This is a genomic window from Epilithonimonas sp. JDS, assembly GCF_021261315.1.
GTDB lineage: Bacteria > Bacteroidota > Bacteroidia > Flavobacteriales > Weeksellaceae > Epilithonimonas.
Genome location: NZ_JAJSAX010000001.1, coordinates 440,397 through 460,183, shown reverse-complemented (window position 1 = coordinate 460,183; position 19,787 = coordinate 440,397). Strand labels below are relative to the sequence as shown.

Here is a 19,787-nt window from a genome sequence, read left to right as displayed (position 1 = left end):
TTGCCGACTTAATTTATATATATCGTAAGAAAATGCAAGGAAAAGGACTCGTTACATTAGTTGCCATCGTTCTTGGATTAATTTGCCTTAATGAGCTTCTGCCTTCTTTCTATGCCAACAAAATAGAAAAAGAAGCAAAAGCAATTGCCGGCGAAAATCCAGTGAAATACAACGCTGAGATCGCAAGACTTTCTAAAGACACGCTTAATCTAGGTTTTACAAAACTGGATTATGCGTCTGCAAAACAGAAAGAAATGAAACTCGGATTGGATCTTAAAGGTGGTATCAACGTATTATTGGAGATCAACCAGAGAGATTTGGTAAATGATCTTAGTAATTACTCTACAAATGCTACTTTAATAGAAGCACTCAACAGAACAGACAAAGCGCAGAAAAACTCAAGTAAGCAGTACATCGAGGATTTCTTCACGCAGTTCGACGCTGTTAATCAGGAAAAAGGAACCAACCTGAAACTTGCAGATCCTGAGATCTTCGGAAACACCAATCTTTCTGAGATCAAATTCAACACACCGGATGATCAGGTAAAAAATATTATCAGAAAAAAAATCGATGCCTCTGTAGGAACAGCTTATGAAGTTCTTAGAACACGTATCGACAAAATGGGTGTTACGCAGCCAAACGTTCAGAGAGTTCCCGGAACTGGAAGAATCTTGGTGGAAATGCCTGGTATCAAAGATATCGACAGAGTTAAAAAAATGCTTCAGACTTCTGCAAAACTTCAGTTTTGGGAAGTACAGCTTGGGCCGGAAGTGGTTCCGTATTTTGCTCAGCTGGACCAATTGGTTAAAGTGAAAGGTGATTCTATCGGCGTTGCAAAAACAACGAATCTGATGAACTTAATCCAGATGAATTCTACACCTGGAAATGCTGTTGCGAATGTAAAATTGGCTGATACAGCAGTTGTGAATAAATTACTTAACAGCGACGCTGCTATCAAAGCAAGACCTGTTAACTTGAAATATACCCAGTTTATGTGGGGCTACAAACCAGAATCTACTTCAGCAAACAGTCTTGTTCTTTACGCGATCCGCGGGAACATCTCTCAGAATGCGCCAGTTGACGGTGCTGTAGAATCTGCAAACATCAACTATGACCAGTTGGGTCGTATCGTTGTAGATATGCAGATGGATTCTCAAGGTGCGCGTGATTGGAAAGCAATGACGGAGAAGAACAATGGAAAAGTGGTCGCGGTTACTTTGGACAACAGAGTTTACACGGCGCCTTCTGTAAACAGCGTGATCCCTGATGGTAGAACGCAGATCTCTGGAAACTTTACACAAGAGGAGGCTAAAGATCTGGTAGATGTTTTAGGAGCCGGTAAATTGCCTGCAGGTGCGAAGATCGTACAGGCAGACGTTGTAGGTCCATCTCTTGGAGCTGAATCTATCAATGATGGGGTGATGTCATTCCTTATTGCATTTGCAGTAATTATTGTTTACATCATTTTCTATTACGGTGGTGCCGGAGTTTATGCGGTTATCGCGATGGTGATCAACTTGTTCTACATCTTCGGGATTATGGATTCTTTGGATGCTACTTTGACGCTTCCTGGTATTGCCGGAGTTGTATTGTCTATGGCAATGGCGGTAGATGCGAACGTAATTATCTATGAAAGAACAAAAGAAGAGCTTTTCCGAGGGAAAACTATTCTTGAAGCTTATAAAGATGGTTTCAAACACGCAATCTCTGCGATTATCGATGGTCACGCGACGACTTTCATTACAGCATTAATTCTTTATATCTTCGGAACAGGACCTATCAAAGGGTTTGCGGTAACGTTGATGATAGGATTGGTAATGACATTATTTACTTCTGTATTGTTGTCAAGAGTAATGATCTTCAGTAGACTTGAGAAAGGAAAATCTCTTTCTGTTTGGACTGCGCCAACTAAGAACCTTTTCAGAAACACTTGGATCGATTTCATCGGGAAAAGAAAATATGCTTATTATTTCTCTGCAATCTTAATGGTGATTTCTATTGCTTCCATCGCTTATAACGGATTCAAATTTGGGATCGATTTTACTGGTGGACGTAACTATGTGGTAAGATTCGAAAAACCGGTAGACGCTGAGAATGTTGAGGCTGGTATTGCGAAATTAATGAAAACTGCAGATGGTCAGAACAACATCGTTGAGGCAAAGACTTTTGGGAATTCTTCTCAGTTGAAAATCACAACCGATTATTTGATCGATGATGAGTCTCTTGCAGCGGATCAGACTGTGGAGCAAAAAATATACGAAGGTGTTAAATCCGAGTTGCCGGCAGGAATGACGATTGCAGATTTCAAATCGGCTGATAAAGGACACGCTGGTATTGTTTCTTCAACCAAAGTTGGACCTACAGTGGCAGATGATATTCAGACGCACGGGATGTTGGCAGTTGCTGCATCACTATTGGGAATCTTCATCTATATTCTTGTAAGATTTGACAAATGGCAGTTCTCTCTTGGAGCGGTTGCAGGTTTGTTCCACGATACTGTTGTAATCCTTGGGGTTTACTCATTGTTCTACAAAGTGATGCCGTTTAATATGGAGATCAATCAGGATTTCATTGCAGCAATCCTTACGGTGATTGGATATTCCATCAATGATACAGTAATTATCTTCGATAGAATTAGAGAATACCTTCGTGAGAAGAAAGCATTGACCCTTGCGGGATTATTTGATGACTCTATCTCCAGTACGATTGGTAGAACGTTCAATACATCATTCACTACGATTTTGGTGATCCTTGCGATCTTCATCTTCGGTGGGGATAACCTGAGAGGATTTATGTTCTGTCTATTGATTGGTATCGGTTTCGGTACTTATTCATCTATCTTTATCGCATCGGCTACGGCTTATGACTTCCTTAGAGGTAAGAAAAAAGAAGACAAAGTAACCGGAAAATCTACGATCAGCAATGCTGAAATAGTAGAGTAATTTTCTTAAAATATATAATGAAAGCCCTCAAGTGATTGAGGGCTTTTTTGTGCTTAATTAAATTAAGAGCGCTCTCTTAATAGACAGAATGGAACAACATCACCAAGCTCCGGCGGAGCGAATTGTAAAATATATAAAAAAATCCTGCAGCATTAAAAACTGCAGGATCAACCCATAAAAACAAATCAATTGGGAAAATTGACTTTACTATTCGACCGGTGGTGGCACAACTTCCGGCTCACCACTTGGTGTATCGTAGATCACATAATCATTATATTTTGCCTCGTCGGTTTCGTAGAAGATGTCTTGTCCTATGCCGGCGTATTTCATAACGAGTCTGTAAAGAATGTTCAGGGTTTCGACACGGTTTTCTGTAGCAACATCCCGATCCGAAATTCCTTTAGCCTGCGCATCTATAGCAATATCTAAAATATCACGTTGGTTTGAAAGTGTTGTGATTTTATCCGCAGTCAATCCTTCGGAGGCAAGTTCTGTCAGATATTTATCTGCTGTCACCGTCATAATTCTGGCGTTGCGTACCAGCTCGGCATCACTTTGGCGGGAAAGATCCGATCCTCCAAATTCCTTATACTTGGCACTCGCAAAGCCGAAAACATTTTGAGCCATATTCAGAATGGTGCGCATTGTTTTGGCAAGGGCATTTCTTGCGGCATCTTTTTGGGCGGTAAACTCTATTTTAATCGCTTCCAATTGTTCGTCGGAAGGGAAATTGTCCACGGCATCGCGCGCATTGGTAAACTCGGTTTTCTTGGTTGGGTTGTAGCCTCGGTCTGTGAATTCTACAATATCACGGTCTATAAGATTAATAAACTCGTCAGCTTTTTGTTTGAGAAAGGCATCGGCAAGTTTAAACTCGCGAGCCACGGGATTTTTTTTCATCGTTGAAGTATTTGTGTTTCTTGAATCGAATTTAGAAAAATAATTTTAGGACAACAAATTTTTCCAGTAAAAAATTTTTTTTGTTGAACTTGCAACTTATTGATTCATAACAAAATCGATGCATCTGCCTCAAAGGAGTGAATCAACGGCTTAACGGAATGAATCACTGGCTCAACGGAATGAATCAAAGAGCCTTCGTAATACTTCAACGCTTCATCGTAATGAATCAAAAACCCAACGAAGTGAATCACTGATCTGTCGTAATGGATCAATGGCTCAACGTAATGTGTTTTTGGCGCTATTGAGTATTTTAATAAAAAACAGACATTGGGGTGTCTGTTTTTAAGTTTAGCTGGCGCGAGCATCTTGCTCGGGCCTTTTAATGTTTGAAGCACGAGCGGGACGCTCGCGCCAGCGTGGGGATGTCTGTTTTGGTTTGTGTTTAATCTATTGTCGGAAAGTTTATTGTTTTGTAAGTGTCCAATCGCCTGAAAGCGTACCGTTTTTCCAGGTTCCTTTTTTATCTTTTAACTTACCGTAGAGGAAGAATGTGTAGTTTTCTGATAAGACCGGCTGCAATGTACCATCGTCATAAACGTAGCTTACCAATGCATCATTATTCTGTCCGTAAGTTCCGGTGATGTTTCCGCTTTTCGAAACTGAGAGAGTGATGTTCCCACTGCCTTGTCCGGTGTAAGATCCGACCCATTTTCCCATATAGGGCGAGGTGTAGTTTTCCTGAGCTTGGTGTTCGTAGTAATTGTCTGTGATGCGATCGCAGGAGATGAATGCGCAAAACATAATAAGAAGTGAGAGGATGGTTTTGGTTTTCATTGGTGGTTGTTTTTAGTTTGGTGAATTTAATGAAAAAAACGGATAAGGTGGTGTCTGTTTCTGTTTTATGTGTACGAGCAGGATGCTCGCACCAGCGGGGGGGATCAATGGCTCGACGTAATATGTTTTTAATGCTTTTTAATATTTTAGTAAAAAAACAGACATTGAATTGTTTCCTTAATTTATATATCTCTAAAATACTCACTATATAAATGCTTCTCATTTACATAAGATTTCAATTCTTTAATAAGATTGTCACTGTATTTTCTGTGTGGATGTTTTGAGCTATAGTATCCAATTTTACTATTAAATTGTTCTAATTCAACATTTCGCAAAATCAGTCTTATCTCTTCACAAAGGCTTTCATATTCTAAAGATATTTGAGGTAGTTCTAAGGTTTTTATATCTGTAATAATAAATCGATGAACAACTTTATTTCTTAAATTATATAATTTATATAATTCATTGTATTGCGTCTCATTTATGATATTCATTTTTTTTGAAATATCATAAATTTTCTTTTCCATCACAGGTTTATCATTTTCCTTTTGAAAAAGATATTCAATTTTAAATTCTTGAGTTTTTTCTATTAGTTGATATTTTAGGACGATACAAATTCTTAAATATGCGTCAATTTGGTTTGCGGTAATTATAATAAATTGAACAAAGCATCTATTTTCTAACGCTTTATTTTTTAAATCAAAAGATGCGGCGAGTGAAGAATTAAATTTTTCATATCTATCAAAACCAATAGCTAATTTTCTTCTGTCTTCACTTAAACACATTAATGTAGAAAGAACTTCATCTACTTTACTAATTTCTTCTTTTATCTGAATTCTATTTGATTCATTTGGTTGACAAACATATTTTGCCATAAATAAATAATCTTCGACAACAGTTGCCCATAGATAGATTTTGAAATCTTTATCGGGAAGTTCATTTTCAATAAACTTCAGATTATTAGTGTTATATATTTGTTTAGGAAGTTTAGTACTAAATTTTTTTTTAGATTTATGATAAACACTTATTTGAAAGCATCCACAATTATTTTCGTATAATTCAAAACTGAAAGGAGGTTTGTTTGGATAACCAAAAACTTCATTTTTATAATACCACTCAAGTGGAATGTTTAGTTCAAATATTCCTTCAGGATGTGTAAAGAATTTCATGACAGTTGTTTTTGATAGTTGTTATGTAATATTAGTCATTTTCTGTTAAAATCTTTCATTGTAGTTTTCAACATTCTTTAAAATTATGCGCTGTGTATCTTAGAAATCGAACTGTAAAATCAAAAAATTCCTATCTTCGCAAGCATGAAAACAAATCAAAAATCTGCTGCCATTGGTTTCATTTTTATCACGCTGCTGATAGATATTACAGGCTGGGGAATCATCATTCCCGTTGTCCCGAAACTGATAGAAGAACTGATCCACGCAGACATCAGCGAGGCAGCGAAATATGGCGGCTGGCTGAGTTTTGCCTACGCCTTTATACAGTTTGTTTTCTCGCCATTCGTAGGCAATCTGAGTGATAAATACGGGCGGCGACCAGTGATCCTGCTTTCTTTATTTGGATTCTCTGTAGATTATATTTTTCTAGCCTTGGCACCAAGTATCTGGTGGTTGTTTGTAGGAAGAATCATTGCGGGAATTACCGGCGCAAGTATCACAACGGCAAGTGCATACATTGCGGATATTTCCACTGATGAAGACCGTGCGAAGAACTTCGGGATGATCGGGGCGGCGTTTGGTCTTGGGTTTATCATCGGGCCTGTTTTGGGTGGCGTTTTGGGGCATTATGGAGCAAGAGTTCCGTTCTATGCGGCGGCGGTTTTGTGTATGATCAATTTTATTTATGGCTACTTCGTGCTGCCTGAAAGTTTGTCCAAAGAAAACCGACGGGAGTTCAGTTGGAAAAGAGCAAACCCGATCGGATCTTTCAAATTCCTGAAAAAACATCCCGAGATCTCGGCACTTACAACAGCTTTGATCCTGATTTATATTGGCGGACACGCCGTCCAAAGCAACTGGAGTTTCTACACAATGTACCGATTTGATTGGGATGAGCGAATGGTGGGGATTTCTCTTGGTGTTGTTGGTTTGCTTGTAGGTTTGGTGCAAGGTGTTTTGATAAGATGGATCAACCCGAAAATCGGCGATCAGAAAAGTATCTTTTATGGATTGATGCTTTACGCTGTTGGAATGTTGCTTTATGCTTTTGCGACGGAAGGTTGGATGATGTTGGTTTTCACGATTCCGTACTGTCTGGGTGGGATTTGTGGTCCGGCTTTGCAATCGATTATCACCAAGAATATTCCATCCAACGAACAAGGCGAGCTACAAGGTGCATTGACAAGTCTGATGAGTGCGACTTCTATTATTGGGCCGCCATTGATGACGAATCTGTTCTATTACTTCACGCATAAAAATGCACCTTTTCTGTTTCCTGGTGCGCCGTTCTTTTTGGCGTTCCTGCTGTTCGCGGTGAGTATTTATTTTGTTTCGATTAGTTTTAAAGGAAAGAAATCTTAAGCTTTCGGAGCGTAAGTGTAAACATTGTAAGGTAAAATTCTCTGAGCTGTTTTCTGAGCTAAAATACATCCCAACAAAATAGGGAAGAACAATGCGTAACCGTTTGGTACCAGACTGCAGGTCAATATTAATGCGGTAAAAGGTGCGTAGATTGCAGCAGATAATGTGGCGGCGATTCCTACCAAAACGAAATTGATCAAGATCAAAGACGTTCCGAAGAAGGTGTTGCACGCTATTGCAAACGCCAATCCTAAGTAAGCACCCACAACAATACTCGGAGCAAACACACCACCGTCGCCACCAGCGCCTAGTGTAAGAGACGATGCTAAGGGCTTCAATAAAATCAAAGCAAAAAGAAACAGCAGTGAATAGCTTTGTGGATGAATGATTAATTCGTTTAACGAATGATAACTGTCACCGTATAGAAATGGAAATATGCAAATCAAAGTTCCAACTGCCAAAGCACCGAGATTGACTCTAATGAAATTGTTGTTGATTCCAGAAAAGAATTCTTTCATTTTAATGACAAGGACTGTGAAATAGACAGACAATGTTCCGCTGAGTAAACTTAAAACCACCATAAACGGAACCGCGATCCAATGCCATTCGGTAACGGGTAAACTAATCAATGAAGTTGAGGGGAAAAAGTAAAGAAAAAGCCAAGATAACAGCGCAGATGCAGAACAGCTGATGAGCAAAGTCTTGCTGAATTTCCTCGCAATCACTTCCAAAGCAAACAGAAAACCAACCATCGGATTTCCGAAAAGGACGCCAACACCGGCAACTACACCTGCACAAATCAATTCCAGCTTGTAAACATTGGCTGCAAATTCTTTCTCGTAAACCGAATTCCCGACCGTGGCCGTTGCAACAACTGTAGAAACCTCGATTCCGGTAGATCCGCCAAAGATTACCGTTAAAAAACCATTGAAATAGTGTGACGGAATTTTAAAGAAAGGAAGATGATCTTTCCGCTGATCCACAGTTTTGTAAATCTCCGTGATGCCTTTGTTCTTCCTGTTTTTAAAGAGATATTTTCTTAAAAAATAAATAGCAGTGATTCCGATCGTCGGAAGAATGATAAAGAGATAAGAATTGTTTTTCTCCGCAAATTCGAAGATGTGTTCCTGAAAATATTCTGTAATTTTTTTGAGTGAAAGTGCAAGGCAGGATGCAATAATTGCGATGAATAATGATGATGTGATTAATTTCAAATAATTGTGCGCCTGTACTTTCTGTCTTTTCATTTTCCTAAACTCTTAATGGTCACAAATTTACGATAAAATGTCCGGAAACTTTTGGGACAGAAGGTGACATTTCTCTTTTTATCAATTTTATAATAAATTTAATAATGTTCTGTATATCACTTTTCTAAATCTTTGCTTAATTTTGTGAAATGGAATTGAGTATTGGAGAAATGCTGATGATTGCTTTGGCGATTGTTGTTTTGTTCGGCCCCGATAAATTGCCCGAGATCGCAAGAGGTCTTGGAGAAGGCGTGCGCAAGATGCGTGGCGCGGTGGACGATATCAAAACCGAAATTATGAAAGAAGCCGATAATCCGCTTTCTGAGATCAAAAAAGAGATCGATAACGTGAAGAAATCTGCCCAAGATTACAACCCTCTGTCTGACAGCAAAACCGAGACTTTCATTAATGAAGAAACTCCAAAGAAAATAGATCTTTCCGAAGACGATTCTCACGAAGGACCAGTAAGCCGATAATTTTTATGAACGGATTGATCGAAAAAGACCAGCAGCTTCTTCTTTTCCTTAATGGTTTGGGCAATTCCACCTTTGATCCTTTTTGGCTCACGGTCACCGGGAAATGGTTCTGGATTCCATTTTACGCCATTCTACTTTATTTACTTTACAAAAGTTTTCCGCTCAAAAAATTACTTTTTGTCTTAATATTTATCACGATTGGTATTACGATTTCTGATCAGTTGGCCGGGATTTTCAAACACGGCATCGAACGGTTCAGGCCTTGCCACACAGATGCGCTGATTCCTCATATGCGGATGGTCATCTGCGGCGGGAACTACGGATTTTATTCCTCACACTCATCGAATTCCTTTTTCCTGTTCAGCTTCCTCACGATTCTTATTGGGAAGAATTATCGATATCTACCTTATATATTGTTCATTTGGGCAAGTATCGTTTCTTACAGCCGGATTTATCTCGGTGTTCATTTTCCTTTTGATATTGCATTTGGTGCAGCTGTTGGATTCCTGCTGGGTGGTGTTTTGGCAAATCTTGCAAAGAAAGTTGTGAATAAACAGTCGGTTTAGATCATTATTTTTAGGAGCTTAATCCCGCTATCCACTATATCTTTTTTGTCTTCGAAGATGGTTTATCAATAGAACATTTCAAGAAAGACAAAAAAGGATGCCGTTTCTATCGGGGCTATGGGTTTTCGCAATCGAATTGTGTTTTAACTTTTATCCCGGAGTAATATTCGTTTTAAACAACTAACTAAATTTATTATCACTGATCACCCATCGCTTATAATCTCAGTCATTGTGATAAGGTTTCCCTTGCAAAATAGTCGCAGCTCTGTAAATCTGTTCCACGAAAAATAATCTGATCATCTGATGTGTGAAAGTCATTTTTGATAAAGAGATTTTCTCATTTGACCTTTGATAGATTTCTTCCGAAAAACCATAGGCGCCGCCAATTAGAATATTCACTTTCTTTACAGAGCTTCCCAACCAGAAATCGATTTTTTCTGAGAATTCGCGGCTTGTGAATTGCTTTCCTTTTTCGTCCAGGAGAATGACGAGCTCCGAAGACTCCATTTGATTGAGGAATAATTTGGCTTCCTCTTTCTTCAATTGGTCAGGTGTCAGGTTTTTGGCATTCTTGATATCAGGCATTTCGATAAGTTCGAAGTTCCAGTGTTTCGGGATTCGGAGAAGATAATATTTGATGAGAGAGATGATTTCTTTGTCATCCGTTTTCCCAATACAGATCAAATTAATACGCATTTACTATATTTGTGCGGCAAAGATAAATGAATGGCAAAAAAAATACAGCGTTTTTTCCTGAATATCAAAAACTTTTTCGACGGGATTCATATTCCGGTTTTGGGAATTTCTCTGTGGAAAATGTTCTCGATCTATTCTGATGCGATTTTCAAAAATCCTTTGGGGAGGCAGGCTGCGAGTATTTCCTGGAACTTTTTCCTGAGTCTGTTTCCGATGATTCTGTTCTTTTTGTCTGTTTTGCCGTTTATGCCGCATTACGACAAACTTCAGTTTTATATTTTCGAAGTTTTGATGCCCAGAGTTTTCCCTTCTCATATGCAGAGTGATGTCACGAGTTACATTCAGGAAAGCATCATCCCGAATATGAAATCGATTAGTAATCTGACAATTCTACTGTCTTTCGTTTTCGCGACCAACGGTTGTTTTACTTTAATTAATGGATTTAATAGAAATACGGAACTCTCAAGAACTTTTGTGAAAGAATACCTTCTAGCGATGCTGGTGACGATTTGTTTCCTTTCGTTGGTCTGTATTTCAATCTTCGGAATATACTACAGCGAGGTTGTTCTGAAACTTTATACGCCGACTTATGACATCACCTGGTTTACGAAAAACCTTACCAAAATCATCAGTTTCGTTTCTTTTCCGATATTTTATTTTGCGCTGCTGACTTTATTTTATTGGGTTGGCTGTCTGAAAATCACAAGAATCAGAGAAGCTTTTCCTGGCGCAGTTTTGACCACAGTTTTATTCGTTTTGCTGACTTATTTTTTTGCAATTTATGTTTCTAATATTGCCCGTTACAATGTGCTTTACGGATCTATCGGTTCCATTATTTTGGTGATGGTCTGGGTGAATGTGAATGTATTTTTGGTCTTAATGGGAAATGAACTGAATCTGGCTATCAAAAAAGTGAAGCTTGAGAAGATTGTTCGGGATGAGATGAGAACGATTAATGAATTTTAATTGAAATTTAAACTTAGTTTTAAATCCAAAAATCATTATATTTACAATACTTAAAAGCAACAAACACCAAAATATAATCATTATGGCAAAAGGTCAGGACGTAAAAAAGGCAGTGAAAAAAGAGCCTTTGAAAACAGCAAAAGAAAAGAAAGAAGCAAAAAGAGAAAAGAAAAATGCTTCTAAAAGAGATTAAAATAACAAGCCTTTCACTTTAATTATTGAGAGGTTTTTTTATTGGATTTCAAAATAAAATATCCCACAATACCTGATAAAACAGAAGCAATTAAAATGCTGATTTTTGCAATATTCTGAATCTCAATTTCATTTGGAAATGCCAGGAGCGAAACGAAAATCGACATCGTAAAGCCAATTCCGGCCAGAAATCCTACGCCAATCATTTCGCGCCAGCCGGAAAATGTCGGTAATGCAGCCCATTTTAACTTGATGGCAATCATCGAAAACAGGTTAATTCCCAAAACTTTTCCTAGGAATAATCCGCCGATAATTCCCAAGCTTAAAGGATTTATAAAACCTTCGAAAATCTCTTTCTGAAAAGTAATATTTGTATTAGCCAAAGCGAATAAAGGCATAATCAAAAAGCTGACAGGAATGTGAAGTTTCGCTTCCAGTTTTTTTAAAGGAGAAATCTCAGTTTCTGAAATATTTGTAGGAATGGTGAATGCTAAAATTACGCCTGCAATCGTAGCGTGAATTCCCGAATGGTGCATAAAATACCAAAGAAAAAGTCCGGGAATTAAATAGAAAATTAGTTTATTGACACCGGATTTATTCAAAATAATTAAGAGCATTGTAATTCCCGCGCAAATTCCTAATGACAGCCAATCGATCTGATCTGTATAAAATAATGCGATGACCAGAATTGCTCCCAAATCATCGACAATTGCCAGTGCGCTTAGAAATATTTTTAAAGAATTTGGAACGCTTTTTCCCAGCAGTGAAATTATCGCCAGAGAAAACGCAATATCCGTCGCCATCGGAATTGCCCATCCGTTTTTGTAATGTGTGTTGTGATTGAAAATGAAATAAATTAAGGCTGGAATCAACATTCCGCCAACAGCTGCAAAGATTGGAAGGCTGGCTTTTTTGATGTCGGACAGTTCACCTTCCAACAATTCTCTTTTTATTTCTAAACCAACTAACAGGAAGAAGATTGCCATCAATCCATCATTGATCCAAACGGAAACCGAATAATCAAGATGCAACGACTCAAAACCAAATTTCGAATCTAATAAATTTTGAAAACTTAATGATAATGAACTGTTTGCAATTAATAAAGAAATCAAAACAAAAACGATCAGAACAATCCCCGAGCTTTTGCTGTTGTGAAAAAATTGCTGGAAATATTTGGATAAAATCATTAAGTCCTTTTCACTTTAGAAACGCCATTGATGCTTTTCAGCTGTTTGAAAGTCTCTTCCAGTTGGCTCTTGTTTTTCACTTCAAGGTTGATGTTTCCGGTGAAAATACCGTCGTTTGAAGAGATGCTCATACTCTTCATATCCATATTCATAGAACCACTGATAACGGCCGTAATGTCATTGATCATTCCAATTCTGTCCAAGCCTTCGATCTCGATTTTAATTCTGTTTTTGAAACTTTCTGCATTCACCCACTTCGCCTGCAAAACTCTGTAATCGTAATTGGCTCTTAGGTTAATAGCATTCGGACAGCTGTCATTATGAATTTTAATTCCGTCCGATATGGTAATGAATCCGAAGATTTTGTCGCCTGGAATTACCGTACAGCACTTCGCAAAAGAATAGTTTAGTTTTTCCTCATCTTTTCCAAAAACGATCATATCGAGGTTGGAATCTACTTTTTCAATGTATTCCTCTTTGTTGGAAGTCTTTCTGAATCGCTGGAAAAGATTACTAAGAATGCTTTTTCCGTCCGCATATCTTTTGATGTCGCCGATGTCAAAAGTGCCGTTTTGGAAACCTAGGAAAAGATCTTGTGATGTTTTCAGGTTCAGAGATTTTTGCAGGCCATTGATTTCTTCATCAGAAAAATTCAGTTTTGCGTGGCGCATTTTTCTTTGCAGAATTTCTTTGCCTTCTGTTGTGTTTAAGTTTTTTTCTGAGTTAAGAATATTCTTGATCTTCGATTTGGCTTTGGAAGTCACTACAAAATCCAGCCAGTCCGGTTTCGGTTTTTGGTTTTGAGAAGAAAGAATATCGATCTGATCTCCATTTTGGAGTACGTAACTGATTGGAACCAGTTTTCCGTTAATCTTCGCCCCAAGACATTTTGTTCCTAAGTCTGAGTGAACTGAGAACGCAAAATCCAATGCTGTTGCGCCAGTCGGTAAAATTTTGATTTCACCTTTTGGCGTAAAGACAAAAACTTCTTTTGAGTAAAGATTGAGTTTAATATTATCAAGAAGTTCAGACGTGCTCAGGTTTTGTTGTTGTTCCAGAACATCACGGATTTCCGTTACCCAATTTTCAAATCGTTGATCATCGGTGTTTTTTCTGTAACCTTCTTTGTATTTGTAATGTGCAGCAACTCCTTTTTCTGCAATCTCATTCATCCTTTCGGAGCGGATTTGTACTTCGATCCATTTTTTGTCCGGACCCATTACGGTGAGATGGAGACTTTCGTAGCCTGTAGATCTTGGCTGGGAAATCCAGTCACGCATTCGGGAAGGATTGCTTTGGTAAAGATCGGTTACGATGGAATATATTTTCCAGGCCAGAAATTTTTCATTTCGAGGATCGGATTTATAAATAATTCTGATGGCGTAATTATCATAAACTTCCTCAAAAGTCACATTCTGTTTCTGCATTTTACGATAGATGGAACTGATGGCTTTTGCGCGTCCTTTGATCGTAAAGTTGAGATTTTCTTCTTTCAGCTGTTCGGAAACTTCTTTGGTAAATTCATCTACATATTTTTCACGAAACTCTTTTGCTGTTTCTAGTTTGCTGAGAATCTCATTGTAAACATCCGGATTATTATATTTAAGAGAAAGATCTTCAAGCTCAGATTTGATGGAATAAAGTCCGAATCTGTGGGCAAGCGGCGCATAAATATAAGCGGTTTCCGACGCTATCTTTTTCTGCTTCACCGGATGCATACTGTCCAGCGTCCGCATATTATGAAGTCTGTCTGCGATCTTAATAAGAATCACCCGGAAATCTTCGGAAAGTGTCAACAGTAATTTTCTGTAATTTTCTGACTGCACAGAGATGTTCTGCTGATTCATCACCGAAATCTTCGTCAATCCGCTGACGATGTCTGCAATGGTTTTGCCGAAAATTTTATTAAGGTCTTCGTAAGTGTATTCGGAGTCTTCGATAACGTCGTGGAGTAGTGCGCAGGCTATACTTGTTGCGCCAAGACCAACTTCATTGGCTACGATTTTTGCGACTTCAATCGGATGATAGATGTATGGCTCACCGGTTTTTCTCCGCTGATCTTTGTGTGCATCCAGAGCAATATCAAAAGCCTTTCGGATAAGCTTGTTCTGTTCCTCATCCAAAGTACGGTAGGTATTGGAAATGAGGTCTTTATATCGGGCAAGGATTTCCTTGTTTTCTTTCTCTAAATCGTAGATCATCGGCTTATGTTATCTCTTAACGAATATATGAAAAATTAAGACCATTGTCAAGAGATATTTTGTCTGGAAGGAAGAAATTTTTTCAAATCGATTATTTGAGACCAGTATTTATTTAAATCTACAATTTTGATCTAATTTTATAATTTTAAATTTTTAACCCCTATAAATTAAGGTATAAAATATAAATATTATAAAATATTATGATTTTACCCTTGTAAATTTATATATTAGATGTAATATTTATAAAAACTAATATATGACTGGAGATTTACTGAATCATTATCGACCTCTGGAAAGTGTTTTTGATGAGATGATGTCGGATGACTTTATCAGGAATCACTATCAGGAATTCATGACTTCATTTGAAAAACTGGATGTCACTGAGATGGATCAGAAAAGTGAACTGGCCAAAAAGCTTTTTTTAACTCAGGGAATTACTTTTACAGTGTACAGTGACGGCGAAGGTATTGAAAAAATATTTCCTTTTGATATTGTTCCGAGGATCATCCAGGCTGCAGAGTGGGATTTCATCGAAAAAGGAATCAAGCAGCGTTTGAAAGCTTTAAATATATTTTTGAAAGACGTTTATCATCAGCAGTTTATTTTAAAAGATGAGATTATTCCTTCGTCCTTGATATATAGTTGCCCGAATTTTCTTCGCGAAATGATCAATGTAGATGTTCCTTTTGATATCTACACGCACATCAGCGGAATCGACCTTATCAGAGATCACGATGGAAGTTATTATGTTTTAGAAGACAATCTCAGAACGCCTTCCGGAGTAAGTTATATGCTGGAAAACCGTAAAATGAGTTACCGGCTTTTTCCCAATATTTTACCGAACATCAAAGTTAAACAAGTTAATAATTATCCGGATTTATTAATTAAAAATCTACTGTCACTTGGAAGGCAGATCAGTGCAAAACCAAATGTAGTTCTCCTGACGCCGGGAATTTATAATTCAGCTTATTTTGAACATACAACGCTTGCAAGATTAATGGGAATCGAGTTGGTAGAAGGTCGTGACCTTGTGATTCAAAATCATATGGTCTATATGAAAACGACGAAAGGTCTCAAAAAAGTGGATGTGATTTACAGAAGGGTTGATGATGAGTTTTTGGATCCGTTGGTTTTTCAGAAGACCAGTGTTTTGGGTGTTCCAGGCCTGTATCATTCTTACAGGAAAGGAAATGTGATCATCGTGAATGCAATGGGAAATGGCGTTGCAGACGACAAAGCCATTTATTCTTACGTTCCCGATATGATCCGATATTATCTCGGCGAAGAACCGCTATTGAAAAGCGTTCCAACCTACCGAATGGAAAATATGGACGAACGGAAATTTGCTATCGAGAATATGGACAAAATGGTCATTAAGAAAACCAATGAAAGTGGCGGTTACGGAATGCTGATTGGTGATGTGGCAACTGATGAAGAAATTGCAGAATTCACCAAACAGATCAACCTTAATCCAAGAAATTATATCGCCCAACCAATTATCAAATTATCAACTTCGCCTTGTTATATCAATGGTATTTTGCAACCAAGACGCGTCGATCTTCGACCATTTGCTTTGTATGGTCCAGACGGAATCGACATCGTTCCGGGCGGATTGACAAGAGTGGCGATGAAGGAAGGTTCCATCGTGGTAAATTCCTCACAAGGCGGCGGAAGTAAAGACACTTGGGTCGTGGACTAATTATAAATGATTAATTATAAATGATGAAAAATCTAAAAACCAAAAACCATCAACCAAACACCATGACAAAATGTTAAGTAGAGTTGCAGAGAATATCTTCTGGATGAGCCGTTATATGGAGCGGTCGAATTTCCAGATCAAGGTTTTCCATACCCGATACATTGCATATCAGGATGGTGCTTCCACAGAAAGTTGGGAGAATTTTTGTGATGAATATCAGATCAAAGTCGAGGATGGCGATTACAGTTTTGGAAATCTTTTGTCTAAAGCACTTTTCGATATCGAGAACGATTCTTCTATCGCAAACAATATCTTCCGGGCAAGGGAAAATTGCAGAAGTGCGCAGGATCACATCAACAAAGATGTGTGGCAATGTCTCAACGATTTTCACCACCAGATGAAAGACCAAAGTCTGATCCGACAGGCAAAATACGGCGATCCAATCAGTGTTTTTGATGCATTGGTAAAGCAGGCAATGATCTATTACGGTGTCATTGACAATTCTGTGGCGAGAGATTTTGGCTATTGTTTTATCGAATTGGGAAAGTATGTGGAAAGGATTTTGAACGGCATCAATCTCATCCGGAAACAATGGCTTTTGTACGGCGAAGATCTTTTGGATAATGATTATTCCAGCTGGCGGTATTTTCTGAGTTCGGTGAGTGGTTACGACTTTTATCTTCGGAACAATCTCGGAACAATGGAAAAGGAAAGGATTTTTTATCAGATTATTTATGAGCCTTTGTTTCCAAATTCAATTACTTATTGTCTTCAGGAAATAGAAAAATTTGCCAAACATTTACAAGCCAACAGCAATGCTGAGGAAAAGGACGAATCTGTGGAATTCTTCATTGGGAAATGTATTGCGAACGTCCAATTCACGAGACATCCAAGAAGCAGAGATGAAAAAATGCAGTTTCTTGCCAAGATAGAATCCGGTGTCTACGAAGTCGTCAATATTTTTAATCAAAGTTTCTTCGGATTGGTTCTGAAAATCTGAAAATCTGTTTCAATTTAATTTAAACTCTAAAACACTCAAACTCTCTAACTTAATATTATGCCAGTTTTCAACGTTTTACATATTACAAAATACCAATATCCATCGCCCGTTACTGATAGTGCGAACCAAATTATCCTGTCTCCTTTGAGTAATGATTTTCAGGAAGTCATCAGTCAGAAATTGAGCCTTTTTCCTAATGTCAAACTTGATTTCTATTTTGATTTTTTTACTAATAAAGTCGGCGTGTTTACCATTGTAGAGCCACATAATTTTCTTGAAATCAAATCAGAATTGGTCGTGGAAACTTATCCAATCGAATTACCGATTGTAGATATGGATGTCCAAATGCAGTGGGAAGATGTGAAAGAGCAAAGTCAGGTTTTTCCTTATGTGGATTTTGTGCGTCAGGAAAAGATTGAAAGTAAAGATGAGATTCTCGAAGCGGTGAGAAATATTGCGAAACCAGAGTTGTCTGTGATGGAAACCACGACGGAACTTTCAACTTACATTTATGAGAATTTTGCCTATAAACAGGGCGTTACGGATTATGAAACCGAGATTGACGAAATATGGAAATTGAAAGCCGGCGTTTGTCAGGATTTCGCGCATCTGCTTTTGGCGATGTTGAGAATGTTGGGCGTTCCTTCGCGATATGTGAGCGGTTACATTAGTCCAAGTAATCAGGAACTTCGAGGTGAAGGTGCGACGCACGCCTGGGTCGAGGTTTACATTCCGGGTTATGGCTGGCTGGGGAACGACCCTACGAATAATTGTTGGGTGAGCGACCGTCATATTAAAATTGCGATTGGAAGAGATTTCAACGATTGTACGCCTGTGAAGGGAACTTACAAAGGTCTTTCCAATCATATTCTCAGCGTTTCTGTAATTATTACAAATGAAAATACCAAAGAAAAAACCAGCTTACCGATTGTGCCAATGTATGTGCGAGAAAATCCGAAAGTGATAGAGCAGACTTTGGATAACAATTCTTACCGCCGGTTTTTGGAAATTCAGCAACAGCAACAACAGCAGCAGTAATTTTGAACGCTAGATTCTGTAATTTTGCAGAAATGTTTCAGAAGTTTTATAAAATCACAATTCCGTTTTACACGATTTTTCTTTTGTATCTGATGTTTTTCGGATTCGGGAGAAGTCAGTATGATATCAATATTGTAAGACTGTCACCGCTGATTTCGACTTTTAGTTTTGTGAAGGAAACAATTCTGTGGAAAACGATTATCACTAATGTTTTCGGGAATATCATCATGTTTACGCCTTTTGGATTTCTTGGAATTGTCTTTCCGAAACTCAATGATTTTAAAACTTTAATCATCAACTTTCTTTCTGCAATTATCATCATAGAAAGTCTTCAATATTTCACCAGACTTGGCGTATTTGATATTGATGATATTATTCTGAATACTATTGGTGTGGCAATTGGCTTTCGGTTTTACAAATTTTTTAAGTTTAATAATCTATCAACCAACAACTGACAACCAACAACAATTATTTATTCAGTTCCTTAGCACGATTTTCCGCAGCAAGAATTCCTTTTTTTAGGATTGATTTTAATTCGTTTTCGTCAAAAGTTTTGAGTGCAGCTTCCGTTGTTCCACCTTTTGAAGCAACGTCTTTGATTAATTCTTCCAAAGATTTATCAGAATTATTAATGAGATGATACGCGCCCAACATTGTCTGTTTCACGAAAAGTTTCGAAAGATTTTCATCGATTCCCATTTCGGTTCCAGCTTTTATCATCGCATCGATGATGTAATAGAAATATGCTGGTCCACTTCCTGAAAGTGCTGTTACGCCGTCCAAAAGACTTTCATCTTCCAAATAAACAGAGCGTCCGGTGGAATTCAATAATCGCTCGACATTCATTAATTCAGAAAAAGAAATTCCGTCTGCCGCTGTATAACCCGTGATTCCCATTCCCAGAAGCGTAGGGGAATTTGGCATTGCGCGAACCACAAATTTGTGATTCAAAAGTTTCTGAATTTTTTCGATGGAAATTCCCGCCATTATCGACAAGACCAAAGATTTATCTGAAATTTTGAAAGGTAAATTTTCCGCAACGAAAGTAAAATCCTGAGGTTTTACAGCGATGATAATTAAATCAGCTTCAAGATTGTTGATTTCGTCAAACGTCGATATTTCTGAGTCTGGAAAGGATTCTTTGAGTTTGGATTTTTTATTCTCATTTCTTGTGATGAGATGGAGATTTTGAGGTTTTATCAATTCATATTTCAAGAATGACCTCGAAAACGAAATTCCCATATTTCCTGCTCCTAAAACTGCGATTTTCATTTGTGTTTTTTAGTTTTAAATCTTTTACGAATTACAATTT

General features: G+C 37.9%; 17 protein-coding genes. 9 read left to right on the top strand and 8 right to left on the bottom strand.

Features of this window, described 5'->3' with window-relative positions; all coding sequences use genetic code 11:
• Window positions 1-32 precede the first annotated feature (32 nt).
• Window positions 33-2,942, top strand: coding sequence for a protein translocase subunit SecD (secD, locus tag LUD75_RS02140; protein ID WP_232704077.1), 2,910 nt, complete (start codon window positions 33-35; stop codon window positions 2,940-2,942).
• A gap of 207 nt (window positions 2,943-3,149) precedes the next feature.
• On the opposite strand, the gene LUD75_RS02135 is transcribed toward secD, so the two are convergent.
• From LUD75_RS02135 to LUD75_RS02125, 3 genes are all read right to left on the bottom strand, one after another.
• Window positions 3,150-3,827: a hypothetical protein gene (locus LUD75_RS02135; RefSeq protein WP_232704076.1), complete on the bottom strand. Its 678-nt coding sequence runs from the start codon at window positions 3,825-3,827 to the stop codon at window positions 3,150-3,152.
• A gap of 477 nt (window positions 3,828-4,304) precedes the next feature.
• The gene (locus LUD75_RS02130; protein WP_232704075.1) at window positions 4,305-4,676 is read right to left on the bottom strand and encodes a hypothetical protein; all 372 of its coding nucleotides are present in this window, start codon (window positions 4,674-4,676) and stop codon (window positions 4,305-4,307) included.
• A gap of 182 nt (window positions 4,677-4,858) precedes the next feature.
• Window positions 4,859-5,845 carry a hypothetical protein gene (locus LUD75_RS02125; protein ID WP_232704074.1) on the bottom strand — a complete coding sequence of 329 codons (987 nt, stop codon included), beginning with the start codon at window positions 5,843-5,845 and terminating at the stop codon, window positions 4,859-4,861.
• 144 nt (window positions 5,846-5,989) lie between these two features.
• On the opposite strand from LUD75_RS02125, the gene LUD75_RS02120 reads away from it, so the two are divergent.
• A complete protein-coding gene (locus LUD75_RS02120; RefSeq protein WP_232704073.1) occupies window positions 5,990-7,207 on the top strand; it encodes a TCR/Tet family MFS transporter in 1,218 nt (405 codons plus the stop codon).
• Here the strand turns inward: LUD75_RS02120 and LUD75_RS02115 are convergent.
• Window positions 7,204-8,454, bottom strand: a complete 1,251-nt coding sequence (locus LUD75_RS02115) for a chloride channel protein (RefSeq protein ID WP_232704072.1) — start codon at window positions 8,452-8,454, stop codon at window positions 7,204-7,206. The two genes, LUD75_RS02120 and LUD75_RS02115, sit on opposite strands and share 4 nt — an antisense overlap.
• A 149-nt stretch (window positions 8,455-8,603) precedes the next feature.
• On the opposite strand from LUD75_RS02115, the gene LUD75_RS02110 reads away from it, so the two are divergent.
• Window positions 8,604-8,930 carry a twin-arginine translocase TatA/TatE family subunit gene (locus LUD75_RS02110; RefSeq protein WP_232704071.1) on the top strand — a complete coding sequence of 109 codons (327 nt, stop codon included), beginning with the start codon at window positions 8,604-8,606 and terminating at the stop codon, window positions 8,928-8,930.
• A gap of 5 nt (window positions 8,931-8,935) precedes the next feature.
• Window positions 8,936-9,496: a phosphatase PAP2 family protein gene (locus tag LUD75_RS02105; protein WP_232704070.1), complete on the top strand. Its 561-nt coding sequence runs from the start codon at window positions 8,936-8,938 to the stop codon at window positions 9,494-9,496.
• Window positions 9,497-9,718: 222 nt separating this feature from the next.
• Here the strand turns inward: LUD75_RS02105 and LUD75_RS02100 are convergent, their stop codons facing one another.
• Window positions 9,719-10,192, bottom strand: coding sequence for a 23S rRNA (pseudouridine(1915)-N(3))-methyltransferase RlmH (locus LUD75_RS02100; protein WP_232704069.1), 474 nt, complete (start codon window positions 10,190-10,192; stop codon window positions 9,719-9,721).
• Between the two features lie 30 nt (window positions 10,193-10,222).
• Between LUD75_RS02100 and LUD75_RS02095 the strand changes: the two genes are divergently transcribed.
• Window positions 10,223-11,158, top strand: coding sequence for a YihY/virulence factor BrkB family protein (locus LUD75_RS02095; RefSeq protein ID WP_232704068.1), 936 nt, complete (start codon window positions 10,223-10,225; stop codon window positions 11,156-11,158).
• A gap of 215 nt (window positions 11,159-11,373) precedes the next feature.
• On the opposite strand, the gene nhaA is transcribed toward LUD75_RS02095, so the two are convergent.
• Both nhaA and LUD75_RS02085 read right to left on the bottom strand, forming a co-directional pair.
• On the bottom strand, window positions 11,374-12,537 hold the full coding sequence (gene nhaA / locus LUD75_RS02090; RefSeq protein ID WP_232704067.1) for a Na+/H+ antiporter NhaA: 1,164 nt from the start codon (window positions 12,535-12,537) through the stop codon (window positions 11,374-11,376).
• A complete protein-coding gene (locus LUD75_RS02085; RefSeq protein ID WP_232704066.1) occupies window positions 12,537-14,738 on the bottom strand; it encodes a RelA/SpoT family protein in 2,202 nt (733 codons plus the stop codon). Before LUD75_RS02085 ends, nhaA begins: the two co-directional genes overlap by 1 nt.
• Before the next feature lie 256 nt (window positions 14,739-14,994).
• On the opposite strand from LUD75_RS02085, the gene LUD75_RS02080 reads away from it, so the two are divergent.
• The 4 genes from LUD75_RS02080 (at window position 14,995) to LUD75_RS02065 (ending at window position 18,930) form a co-directional block, all read left to right on the top strand.
• Complete coding sequence (locus LUD75_RS02080; RefSeq protein WP_232704065.1) at window positions 14,995-16,437, top strand: circularly permuted type 2 ATP-grasp protein; 1,443 nt, start codon at window positions 14,995-14,997, stop codon at window positions 16,435-16,437.
• Window positions 16,438-16,507: 70 nt separating this feature from the next.
• Window positions 16,508-17,437, top strand: a complete 930-nt coding sequence (locus LUD75_RS02075) for an alpha-E domain-containing protein (protein WP_232704064.1) — start codon at window positions 16,508-16,510, stop codon at window positions 17,435-17,437.
• Window positions 17,438-17,494: 57 nt separating this feature from the next.
• Window positions 17,495-18,475 (top strand): transglutaminase family protein, encoded by a 981-nt coding sequence (locus LUD75_RS02070; protein WP_232704063.1) that lies wholly within the window; start codon window positions 17,495-17,497, stop codon window positions 18,473-18,475.
• Window positions 18,476-18,507: 32 nt separating this feature from the next.
• Window positions 18,508-18,930 (top strand): VanZ family protein, encoded by a 423-nt coding sequence (locus tag LUD75_RS02065; protein WP_232704062.1) that lies wholly within the window; start codon window positions 18,508-18,510, stop codon window positions 18,928-18,930.
• 13 nt (window positions 18,931-18,943) lie between these two features.
• Here LUD75_RS02065 and proC read toward each other — a convergent pair whose 3' ends face one another.
• Entirely contained in the window at window positions 18,944-19,747 is an 804-nt protein-coding gene (proC, locus tag LUD75_RS02060) for a pyrroline-5-carboxylate reductase (protein ID WP_232704061.1), read from the bottom strand.
• Window positions 19,748-19,787 lie beyond the last annotated feature (40 nt).